Below are 9,490 nucleotides of genomic sequence, written 5' to 3'. Positions count from 1 at the left end.
TATCCCCGATCGCTGCGACGTCCACGGCCTGCCGCATGAGGCGTGCCGGACATCCCGAAAACCCTAGGCGAGTTCCATAGCGAACTAAATCGCCGCGAATCATGTGTTACGAGTGATGCACAGATTTGTTTGTGCTGCCAAGGGCGAGGTCTAGCGACCGTCGACGGTTCTCAGGCCGAACCACTTGTCCTTGACGGCCTCGTAATGCACCTCGGAGCGATATTCCGCCACGTCCAGGTCCTGGCTACGAACCGTCAGGCTGCCGGTGGCGGCAAGCACCGAATAGCTGGCAACGACGGCATTGCGCTGGGAAATCGCAAGATCTTCCCGTGCATCGAGTACGTTCTGCTGCACGTTCAGCACGTCGAGTGTCGTGCGCTGACCGACATTGCGCTCTTCGATCACGCCTTCAAGCGCCATGTTGGCCGCCTCGATCTGTGCCCCGATGGCGGAGATCGAGGCCAAAGACGCCTCGAACTGGGCATGGGCCGAAACGATGGTGCGTTGCACGTCCATTCGGGCGGAATCGACAAGGATCTGCCGCTGGCCGAGCTGCTCCTTGGCCTGGCGGATCTGGCCGTATTCGGCGCCGCCCTGATAGAGAGGCACGGTCACACGGGCAGAAAGGGAGCTGCTGAGATTGTCGGCCGGGCCTTCCTCGCTGTTGACGGATTTGTAAACATCGCCTTGCAGCGAGACGCCCGGCAGCATGGTGCCTTCGGCAACCTTCACATTGTACCCGGCCGCATCGACGCTGCGCATGGCAGCCAGAATATTCGGGTTCTCCCGCATGCCGGTGGCGACTGCCTGGTCGAGCGAGGCCGGCATCGCCTTCTTTGCCGCGGCCGGTTGCTTGATGCCCTTCGGCATTTCCCCGACGATCTGCACATAGGCAGCTTCGCTCTGCTTGAGCTGCGAAACCGCTGCCGTCAGCAAAGCCCTGGCGGCGGCAAGATCCGCTTCCGCCAGGCTGACATCGGTGCGTGTACCCTCGCCGACATCGAGACGCGCACCGGCAGCCTTGAGCTGTTCCTGCAAAAAGGCGATGTTCTGCTTGCGGATCACGAGGATCTGCTGGTCGCGCGCAATGTTGGCGTAGGATTCGACGGCCGCCAGCAGGATCGAGATTTCGTTGGCGCGCAGCGACTCGCGGTTGGCCAATACATTCGCTTCGGCCGCCTTGACGCGGTAGAGCGTCTGGAAACCATCAAAAATCTGCTGAGTGATGGTGAGGCCGTAGCTCGACGTGAAGCTTTGCGTCCGCCGCGCGCCGCGTGATCCAAAGAAGTTCCGCTGTCCCACATCGAGGTTCGTGCGGTTTAGCTCAGACTGTGTCACGAGGCTGACCCGTGGCCGCATGCCCGCTTTGGCAATCGTGACGTTCTCGTCGATGGCGCGCAGCGACGCCCGGGCGGCATTGAGATCGGGATTGTTCTGGTAGGCCTTGGCCATCGCGCCCGCCAGCGTCTCAGCGGAGACATTGCAAGGCATCGCCAGCACGGCAGAGGCTAGAGCGAGCGCAAGAGCGGTTCGACGAAGACTGGACACAGTACGAAACTCCGATCCTGGATCGGCCCGCCGCAGAGCCTCTCCTTACACAGTACGCACCGGCACACCCGCCGGCTAGACTTTTGGGTCGCGGGATACCGTTTTGGGACAGTGCCCGCGCCGCTCGCGATATTGCCTCTAAGTTCATCGGGGAATAGCCGACAGACAGGCCGCGAGCCGTTTGAACGCGACAATACGGCAGGCCCGTTGCCAAAGCGCAACAAATCAGGCCCGCCAAATCTCATTTCAACAGAGCGATCTCAGAAAACGAATTCTTTTGCCTTGCGGAAGCCGGGCAATGGCTTGACCGCCGTGTTGAAAACGTTGCGCTCCGAAACGTGGCCGCCCTCCTTGATATAGAGGCGGGCCTGCGAGGCATTGCCATAGCCCTCGACGACGACGAATCGGCCGCCGTCACGCAGCTGCGCCAGGAGTGCATCCGGAACGAACTCCACGGCGCCATGTACGAAGACGACGTCATAGGGCGCTTCGGGCTCGTAGCCGGCCTCGAGATCACCGACGACCACGGCGACATTGTCATGGCCGAGACAGGACAGGGTTTCCGTCGCGGTCGCCGCGAGTGTTGCGTCGCTCTCGATCGCCACGACCGAACTTCCGAGCTTCGAAAGGATCGCCGAGGCGTAGCCGGTGCCACAGCCGACTTCGAGCACCACATCCGTGGGCGCGACTTCCGCAAGCTGGATCAGCTTGGCAAGCGGCGACGGTTCCATGAGGTAGCGGCCGGGCGCAACCTGGATATCATCGTCGATATAGGCGAGCGGCTTTGCGGCCGCCGGCACGAACTCTTCGCGTGCAACGGTGAGGAACGCGTCGAGCACTTCGTGCGACGTCACATCCGTCGTACGGATCTGGTTGTCCACCATCTTCGTGCGCGCTGCTTTGTAGTCAATCATCTCTAGCCCTGTGAGTAACGGCAGACCGCGGCACAAAGGCCCGGTTTCAATGCCGGATGCGTCGCGATTGTCTTAGTGCGGTTTAAGGCCGAGTGTCCATAGGCGGCGACGGCTTGCGCGCAAAATCCGCGCCACGTCGAGGACGAAAGCCAGTCATCCGGCCGCTCCAGGCATTATCATGAATAAACTACTCAACATATCATTGCCTGCCTTACGTATAATGTCGTATTAAGAACTCAGGTTTTAGGAGCGCCTCGCGCCCGTACCCTGCCCGCTCCAGCGAGCGGGCTTCGTTTAACTGAGACATGCAAGAGGAATACACCGTGCTGAAACGGTCTCGACTGCTACTCGCGATCCTCCTGATGGCGCTTACCACCCCGCATACCGTGTCGGCGCAGACCCAGGAGACCCCGTCGGTCCAGACGGACAACCAACCTGTAACATCGGGACAGGCGACAGGTGCTGCAACGGACGGTGCCTCTACGACCGACACGACATCCCGCCCCGTGGCCGGTGAAAACACGGCCGAAAATCCGGCGAACCCGGAAGATACGGGCACGGCACCCGCCGGAGAGACGGCAACCGAGCTCGAAGCGCTCGATGATACAGAGCCCGCGGCCGGCGAACGCCAGTCCGGCCTGCCGCACGACCTCTCCCCCTGGGGTATGTTCATGGCCGCCGACATCGTCGTCAAAGGCGTGATGCTCGGCCTTGCCTTCGCCTCCGTCGTCACCTGGACCGTGCTTCTGGTGAAGATCGTCGAACTCGGCAGCGCCCAGCGCTCCGCCAGCCACGCGGTCCGCCGGCTCTCCGCTGCACGCGGCCTGGAGGATGGCGAGCAGGCGCTCGGCCGCAACCGCGGCGTGGCCGCCCGCATGACCCGCGCCGCCCGGGAAGAGATGGAATTGTCCGAAGGTGTTCTCGATCACGTGTCGGATGGCGGCGTGAAGGAACGCATCGCCTCGCGCCTTTCGCGCATGGAAGCCCATGCCGGCCGCCGCATTGCCAAGGGCACGGGCCTGCTCGCCACGATCGGTTCGACCGGTCCGTTCGTCGGCCTCTTCGGCACCGTCTGGGGCATCATGAATTCGTTCATCGGCATCTCGAAGGCGCAGACCACCAACCTCGCCATCGTCGCGCCAGGCATTGCCGAAGCGCTTCTGGCCACCGCAATCGGCCTCGTCGCCGCAATCCCCGCGGTGGTGTTCTACAACTTCCTCGCCCGCGCCATCACCGGCTACCGCCAGAATCTTGCCGACGCCTCGGCTGCCATCGAAAGGCTCGCCAGCCGCGACCTCGACGTGCGCCGCGCCGTTCGCCACCCCGCGCAACGCACCGAGCGCGCCGCCGGCTCTGTTGTGAAAATCGGGTGACCTATGGGCAGCAAGATCAAGGATAGCGGCGACGACCTCGAGGAGAACAGCGAAATCAACGTGACGCCGTTCATCGACGTCATGCTGGTTCTGCTCATCATCTTCATGGTGGCCGCACCGCTCGCCACTGTCGACATCAATGTCGACCTGCCCTCCTCCGTCGCCCAGCCGACCCCGCGTGAGGACAAGCCGGTCTTCATGACGCTGAAGAAGGACCTCGCGGTGTCGATCGGCAACGGCGAGATCGCGCGCGACAATTTCGGGCCGGAACTTGATGCGGTAACGGAAGGCAACAAGCAGACGCGGATCCTGCTGCGCGCCGACAAGGCCGTCGACTATGGCAGCGTCATGGATGTGATGAACCTGCTGCGCGCAGCCGGCTACGCCAAGATCGCCCTTGTCGGGCTGGAAGGCGCCGCACCGGCGCAATAGCAGCGAAATGTGAGGCGCGTTTGCGAACGCGCCTCCTCTTGAGCCGCCCCGAAACGGTATAATTTGATCAGGCTACCGGGAATCGACGATTTCCAACTTGTAGCGGGACAGAAGCTCCAGCGAGCGATCCGGGGCTATGCGGTACGTTTCGATATATTGGTCGCCGGACTGGCCAATGAATTTGTGGTCAAACGTACTGCCGATCGGCGATTTCGTCAGCTTCGTCCGCGGCTGCCCATTGTAGGTAATGCTGCCGCGTATGGGTTCCAGCGTGGAAGGCGCGCAGCCCGATAGAGCGAACGCAATCGCCATCGCCGCAAGGGCTTTCGGATTGGGCATAAGATTCTCTCCAGTGTTGAGGCCCGGCACGTTTCGTCACGAGCCACCACATACGATAAGTAGGGTTTTAAATGCCGTATCAAGCTGCGGGCGAGCAAAATGCATATGGCAGCGGAAAAAATCCACAATGCGCGGGAAGCCTCTTGCGCCCTTTCTAAATTCGTTCTAAACGCCCGGCACCACTCGCTTTATAGCAAGACGGACGGCCTCGTGGCGGAGTGGTTACGCAGAGGACTGCAAATCCTTGCACCCCGGTTCGATTCCGGGCGAGGCCTCCAATTTTCCAAGAAAATCCACATCTTACGGCCGCTTTCTCAAAGTCCTGCCTTTACGGTAGGCGTTACCCCGGACGCGTTGAGGCGCGGGCGTCATAGCCGCCGCAGGTTTGGGGCAAGCCGATGGCATCAAGGTGATCTTCGCGCGAAATGCGTGAGTCTTGTCCTTCCCGATCTCTTGGAAAGCCGTCCGATGACCGAACCGAATACCGACCAACAGGCCATGGCGCAGGCGCTTCTGTCTGCCGTCTATCAGGTCATTGCGCGCCCGCAGGGTGATGCGTTCAACCTTGATGTGATCGCCAAGCTCGCCGCCGGCATTTCATCCTCCCAATATCTCTACACCCACATGATCGGCGCAAAACGCACCGACAGTGCTGGCGCGCTCATCGACTATGCCTGCTCGCAGGCGACCGTCGATGGCTTCGTCGTCGAGTTCGGTGTCTTCTCCGGCCGCTCGATCAATCGCATCGCCCAGAACAAGCCGGGCCCTGTTTATGGCTTTGACAGTTTCGAGGGCCTGCCGGAATATTGGCGCGACGGCTACCAGAAGGGTGCCTTCGCGCGCCAGGACCTGCCGGCAGTGGCACCGAATGTGGAACTGATCGTCGGCTGGTTCGACAGAACCCTGCCGACGTTCCTCGACGACCATCCGGGCCCGGCCTCGTTGATCCATGTCGACTGCGATCTCTACAGCTCCACCCAGACGATCTTCACGCAGATGCGGGAGCGTATCGTGCCCGGCACGATCATCCTGTTCGACGAGTATTTCAATTATCCGGGCTGGGAACTGCATGAGTTCAAAGCCTTCAAGGAATTCGTCGAAAGCTGGGGTGTGCAGTACGAATATATCGGTCTGCACCCGAACCACCAGCAGGTCGCCGTACGCGTGACGGGCATGTACAATCGATAAAGCAGCGGGTGCTGCGAAAGGAACAAGGCGGCCCGTCGGGCCGCCTCTGCGCCCTCGGCGCGATAGATTAACAGGCTGTTTTCATTACAAAATTGTAATTTTTTATTCAGTTACGGTTCATCGAGACGACCCTAGGCTCCTCGTATCAACAACGAGGAACCACCATGAAACTCTTCGCCAAAACCCTGCTGGCAGCTATCGCCCTCTCCTTCGCTGCAGCGCCTATGGCACAAGCCCAGACCTATGGTCATGACCGCAAACCCGGCTACTCCTCCTCCTGGAAGAAGCACGAAGCAAAGAAGCGCCACCACTGGCGTCAGGGTGAGCGCGTCTCCGACTGGAAACGTCGGCCTGCGGTGCGCGACTATCACCGTCATGGCCTGCGCAAGCCGGCCCGCGGCCAGCAGTGGGTAAAGGTCGACAACAGCTATCTTCTGATGAGCATCGCCACAGGCATCATCCTTGGCGTGAATGCGGCCCGATAGAACGAGACAGACGCCACCACCGCTCCGTGGTGGCGTTTTCGTGCCTGGCGATCAGCGTATCAGCAGCGCCGTGCCGAAGAGTCCGAGCGCGAACACCGTGTGCGAGACCAAGTTGAGCAGGCGCACCTTGTTGGCGTTCGGCAGCTTCGAGGCTGCGACGCCGATGCCGAGACCGGGCTGCAACAGGAACCAGCCAGCGCCCACCGTGACGATGCCGAGTATCCAGGCTGGCAGGAAGGTCGGCGCAGCAAACCAGCCTTCACCCACGATCAGCGCCAGAATGACACCATAGACAATGCCGACGGCATAGTGGCTGACCCAGCCGAGCGCCAGTTCATGGGCGTAGAGCTGCGCCTTGCCGATGTCGTCGTGAAAAATGACGCCATTCTTCAAATGCCAGAACCAGCGGCCGACCGGCGCCCAGTTCGGCCAGGCCTGGCCAAATGCCCTCCAGAGAATGATCGCCCAGACATCCATCAGCACCGTGGCACCGAACCCCACCACGATACCCTTCGCCAAAAGTCCCATCGATTCCCCTCGCCCAAAATGCTGCCGGGCGGTTAGATCAGGTCCGGGATACCCGTGCAAGAATGGCGGCGGTCAGCGCGCATCGCGACGCGCCTTGCGCGTGGCCCACCAGACGGAGAAGCGGCGCCGCAGGCGACGAACCATATGAGAATCGTGTGAAAGAACGAGAAGACCAAGCGGAACCATCCAGAATCCCAAGATCGGAAGGAAGCCGAGAATGCCGCCACAGACGAGCAGCACGCCGATCGTGGTGCGCAACCAGCGCGATTCCGGCAGTTTCAAACGGAAAGTGCCGATCACGATCTCCCGCGTACGGGGATCGATGCCGAAATGCATATTGTTTTTTCGCGTCGTCATTCACCGCTCATTCTGCTGAAAAGCCTGACTTTCCAAGGCTTGCCTACCGTCCAAGTGGAGACTTCTCCACAACCAATCAAGCTTTGTGCATTTTTTTGTCAAAAATCGCTTGGCAAATCGATCAGGCATTTGTATTACGCGCTCACTCCGCAGCGAGCGGATGATCCCTGGTAGCTCAGCGGTAGAGCATTCGACTGTTAATCGACAGGTCGCCGGTTCGAATCCGGCCCGGGGAGCCAAATTCTTCAGCTAACGCGCTGATTTTATTTTGGGAGTCGGTTCTTGATTGAACCGGCTCCTAATTTCTTTGCCAATCTCTTCATCCATAACGCGACGTTTGGCTCCAGTGAGGTTTCGAACGATTTCGCTAGCTTGTCCGCTTCCTCATTGTTTTCTCCCGGCTTGAAGCCAATGACCCAACGATAGGCCCTCGAGCGAGCCCTCCCGCTGCCAGAGTTCAAAAGCGCGGGCCTTGATGCATCGCGCACGTTCGTGTCCGCAAGCCCGCTCCCTATCTAAGTCCGAGGAAGGAAAGGACGACCAGCACGATGACGATCAGGCCGACGATGTAGATGATACGGTTCACAACTGCCTCCTTTGTAAGCTGAGATGCAACGCTGAGCCTCAAGGGTTGTTCCGCCCCAGAAGCCGCCCGGCCCTTTCGCGGTCGAGCGGTGATCCCACGGTCAGTTCGGTACTCCTGCTCGACCGGCATGACACTCTTCGCGTCAATGTTGATTTTGACGCGGGCCTTTGGCCTTGGCCATTGATACGCAATACGGAGCGGCAATTGGCGATCCGCAATCCTGACGGAACAATACGGTCGCTTTTTCATTGCTTTCCCCGCCAGTCAGGCAATGAGGAGATTCCAATGAAAACGCTAGCTGACATTTTCCAACATACGCTTCAGGACGTCTATTTCGCAGAGAACGCGATCACCAAGGCCCTGCCCAAGGTTGCCAAGGCTGCGAAGAGCGCCGAGCTCAAGAAAGCCGCCGAGGAGCACCTTGCGGAAACGAAGGAGCAGATCAAGAAGCTTGAGCAGGTCTTCAAGTCGATTGGCAAGAAGGCTTCCGGCGAAAAGTGCGACGCCATCGAAGGCCTGCTCAAGGAGGCTGACGGGCTTATGGAAGAAGCGGAAGGCACCGCACTCGATGCCGGCCTCCTGGCCGCCTGCCAGGCCGTCGAGCACTACGAAATTGCCCGCTACGGGTCTCTACGCGAATGGGCGAAGGATCTGGGGCACGATGAGGCCCACAAGCTGCTGAGCGAGATCCTCGATCAGGAGAAGGCGACGAACAACAAGCTGACTAACCTTGCCGTCACGTCGATCAACAAGACGACTGCCAAGGCCAAAGCGGCCTGAGCGATACGAGGGAAAGCGGCAGCGCCCCGACAGTAAGCAGCTCCGGACGAGCGGCGGGCTCTATTCATCGAGCTCGCCGCTTCCACCTTATACCGCTACGCGACGTGCGGCCTTGTCTGCCGCTTTGCGGTCCGAGCCGTGTTCAGCAAGGATCTTGGTGGCATCGTCCACGGAGATCCGGTGCTTCTTCGCCAATGTCTTGGCGTCATAATTCTGGGCAGACGCCGAGGCGTCTTTCGATTGTGCCATGATGTTCTCCTAGGGATTGCGGCAAGACGTGAGCGCCACTAGGCGCGCAAAGGCCGCGTAAATCTTATGTAAGTGCTTGAGCGCCACATAACAACCATTCGTTTTCGTGCCGGCGATTCAAATCACGCCTCCACAACTCGTTTAGAGGAGGCGGAAAGTCATTCGCAAAGGCTGGGAATCATGTCCGGCTGTTCTTTTCCGTCCGCCATTCGGCTTCGCAAACGGCATAGCCCAAAGGAATTATTGCACTGCATCAATTCGCTGACTGATCAGCAATCGTTCGGCTGATGTTCACTCAGATTTAGAAACCGCAGATATAGCGCAAGAGAGCCCTCGCCGGAGTTTGTCATCAGTTGTGGACCCTCCGCGTTCAGGAGAGAGCGATGACTTTGCCGCCCGAACTTGCCGGTTCGAATTCAACCCCGCCAACGGGTCACCACAAGGAGAAACGGACCTCGTAAGGGAAGAAGAGCGCCGGCGGCCACGAGCAGTAATACATGATGGCGCCTAACACGCTACTCGCGATAAAAAGAGCGACCCATAAAGTTTGAGCGGCCTTTTCAAGGCGCGTTTTGCCTGGGTGATCCATTATCGTCTATTCCCGAATTTTTTGCATGTCTCACCGGATGCCCGATCTGTCCTCGGTGGAGGATAGGGATCAGAACATCGTCCAGGCGGCCCAGATGCAGATGTAGGCAACCACCCCGATGA

At 59.8% G+C, this 9,490-nt stretch carries 12 protein-coding genes, 2 tRNA genes and 1 pseudogene; 7 read left to right on the top strand and 8 right to left on the bottom strand.

The genetic code is table 11. The annotated features are described in order from the left end of the window. Positions 1-150: 150 nt before the first annotated feature. Positions 151-1,548, bottom strand: coding sequence for a TolC family outer membrane protein (locus AC1RT2_RS05460; RefSeq protein ID WP_493100114.1), 1,398 nt, complete (start codon positions 1,546-1,548; stop codon positions 151-153). Between the two features lie 260 nt (positions 1,549-1,808). Then, a complete protein-coding gene (locus AC1RT2_RS05455; RefSeq protein WP_493100392.1) occupies positions 1,809-2,459 on the bottom strand; it encodes a protein-L-isoaspartate O-methyltransferase family protein in 651 nt (216 codons plus the stop codon). 326 nt (positions 2,460-2,785) lie between these two features. Between AC1RT2_RS05455 and exbB the strand changes: the two genes are divergently transcribed. Next, positions 2,786-3,835, top strand: a complete 1,050-nt coding sequence (exbB, locus tag AC1RT2_RS05450) for a tonB-system energizer ExbB (RefSeq protein WP_493100112.1) — start codon at positions 2,786-2,788, stop codon at positions 3,833-3,835. 3 nt (positions 3,836-3,838) lie between these two features. Next, entirely contained in the window at positions 3,839-4,267 is a 429-nt protein-coding gene (gene exbD / locus AC1RT2_RS05445) for a TonB system transport protein ExbD (RefSeq protein WP_493100110.1), read from the top strand. A 72-nt stretch (positions 4,268-4,339) separates the two neighbouring features. Here exbD and AC1RT2_RS05440 read toward each other — a convergent pair whose 3' ends face one another. Continuing rightward, positions 4,340-4,606 (bottom strand): hypothetical protein, encoded by a 267-nt coding sequence (locus tag AC1RT2_RS05440; RefSeq protein ID WP_069058643.1) that lies wholly within the window; start codon positions 4,604-4,606, stop codon positions 4,340-4,342. A 204-nt stretch (positions 4,607-4,810) separates the two neighbouring features. On the opposite strand from AC1RT2_RS05440, the gene AC1RT2_RS05435 reads away from it, so the two are divergent. The 3 genes from AC1RT2_RS05435 to AC1RT2_RS05425 all read left to right on the top strand — a co-directional run bounded on the left by AC1RT2_RS05435 (position 4,811) and on the right by AC1RT2_RS05425 (position 6,279). Next, positions 4,811-4,884 (top strand) — tRNA-Cys (locus AC1RT2_RS05435). Positions 4,885-5,074: 190 nt separating this feature from the next. Beyond that, positions 5,075-5,794 (top strand): class I SAM-dependent methyltransferase, encoded by a 720-nt coding sequence (locus AC1RT2_RS05430; protein ID WP_493100108.1) that lies wholly within the window; start codon positions 5,075-5,077, stop codon positions 5,792-5,794. A gap of 164 nt (positions 5,795-5,958) precedes the next feature. Continuing rightward, positions 5,959-6,279 (top strand): RcnB family protein, encoded by a 321-nt coding sequence (locus AC1RT2_RS05425; protein WP_493100106.1) that lies wholly within the window; start codon positions 5,959-5,961, stop codon positions 6,277-6,279. Positions 6,280-6,330: 51 nt separating this feature from the next. On the opposite strand, the gene AC1RT2_RS05420 is transcribed toward AC1RT2_RS05425, so the two are convergent. Together AC1RT2_RS05420 and AC1RT2_RS05415 are read right to left on the bottom strand one after the other, a co-directional pair. Further along, positions 6,331-6,807 carry a DUF2938 domain-containing protein gene (locus tag AC1RT2_RS05420; protein ID WP_493100104.1) on the bottom strand — a complete coding sequence of 159 codons (477 nt, stop codon included), beginning with the start codon at positions 6,805-6,807 and terminating at the stop codon, positions 6,331-6,333. Positions 6,808-6,879: 72 nt separating this feature from the next. Next, positions 6,880-7,164, bottom strand: a complete 285-nt coding sequence (locus AC1RT2_RS05415) for a hypothetical protein (RefSeq protein WP_069058634.1) — start codon at positions 7,162-7,164, stop codon at positions 6,880-6,882. A gap of 164 nt (positions 7,165-7,328) precedes the next feature. Between AC1RT2_RS05415 and AC1RT2_RS05410 the strand changes: the two genes are divergently transcribed. Beyond that, positions 7,329-7,403 (top strand) — tRNA-Asn (locus tag AC1RT2_RS05410). A gap of 145 nt (positions 7,404-7,548) precedes the next feature. Here the strand turns inward: AC1RT2_RS05410 and AC1RT2_RS05405 are convergent. Together AC1RT2_RS05405 and AC1RT2_RS05400 are read right to left on the bottom strand one after the other, a co-directional pair. After that, positions 7,549-7,644, bottom strand: a pseudogene (locus AC1RT2_RS05405) (DUF2934 domain-containing protein); the annotation flags it as partial. A 31-nt stretch (positions 7,645-7,675) separates the two neighbouring features. Then, positions 7,676-7,999 (bottom strand): hypothetical protein, encoded by a 324-nt coding sequence (locus tag AC1RT2_RS05400; RefSeq protein WP_493100102.1) that lies wholly within the window; start codon positions 7,997-7,999, stop codon positions 7,676-7,678. 36 nt (positions 8,000-8,035) lie between these two features. Here AC1RT2_RS05400 and AC1RT2_RS05395 point away from each other — a divergent pair, with 36 nt between their 5' ends. After that, positions 8,036-8,530 (top strand): YciE/YciF ferroxidase family protein, encoded by a 495-nt coding sequence (locus AC1RT2_RS05395; RefSeq protein WP_493100100.1) that lies wholly within the window; start codon positions 8,036-8,038, stop codon positions 8,528-8,530. Between the two features lie 87 nt (positions 8,531-8,617). Here AC1RT2_RS05395 and AC1RT2_RS05390 read toward each other — a convergent pair whose 3' ends face one another. Continuing rightward, positions 8,618-8,779: a hypothetical protein gene (locus tag AC1RT2_RS05390; RefSeq protein ID WP_171902383.1), complete on the bottom strand. Its 162-nt coding sequence runs from the start codon at positions 8,777-8,779 to the stop codon at positions 8,618-8,620. Between the last annotated feature and the right edge of the window lie 711 nt (positions 8,780-9,490).

Source organism: Shinella sp. GW821-FHT11G07 (assembly GCF_058808115.1).
Note: the sequence above shows the minus strand (reverse complement) of the source record. Positions and strands in the feature narration are given on the sequence as shown.

What these genes read in the sequence shown, in the direction of transcription:
- exbD (WP_493100110.1), top strand. Translation starts at nt 3,839, where the DNA reads ATGGGCAGCAAGATCAAGGATAGCGGCGACGACCTCGAGGAGAACAGC.
- AC1RT2_RS05440 (WP_069058643.1), bottom strand. Translation starts at nt 4,606, where the DNA reads ATGCCCAATCCGAAAGCCCTTGCGGCGATGGCGATTGCGTTCGCTCTA.
- AC1RT2_RS05430 (WP_493100108.1), top strand. Translation starts at nt 5,075, where the DNA reads ATGACCGAACCGAATACCGACCAACAGGCCATGGCGCAGGCGCTTCTG.
- AC1RT2_RS05425 (WP_493100106.1), top strand. Translation starts at nt 5,959, where the DNA reads ATGAAACTCTTCGCCAAAACCCTGCTGGCAGCTATCGCCCTCTCCTTC.
- AC1RT2_RS05420 (WP_493100104.1), bottom strand. Translation starts at nt 6,807, where the DNA reads ATGGGACTTTTGGCGAAGGGTATCGTGGTGGGGTTCGGTGCCACGGTG.
- AC1RT2_RS05415 (WP_069058634.1), bottom strand. Translation starts at nt 7,164, where the DNA reads ATGACGACGCGAAAAAACAATATGCATTTCGGCATCGATCCCCGTACG.
- AC1RT2_RS05400 (WP_493100102.1), bottom strand. Translation starts at nt 7,999, where the DNA reads ATGAAAAAGCGACCGTATTGTTCCGTCAGGATTGCGGATCGCCAATTG.
- AC1RT2_RS05395 (WP_493100100.1), top strand. Translation starts at nt 8,036, where the DNA reads ATGAAAACGCTAGCTGACATTTTCCAACATACGCTTCAGGACGTCTAT.
- AC1RT2_RS05390 (WP_171902383.1), bottom strand. Translation starts at nt 8,779, where the DNA reads ATGGCACAATCGAAAGACGCCTCGGCGTCTGCCCAGAATTATGACGCC.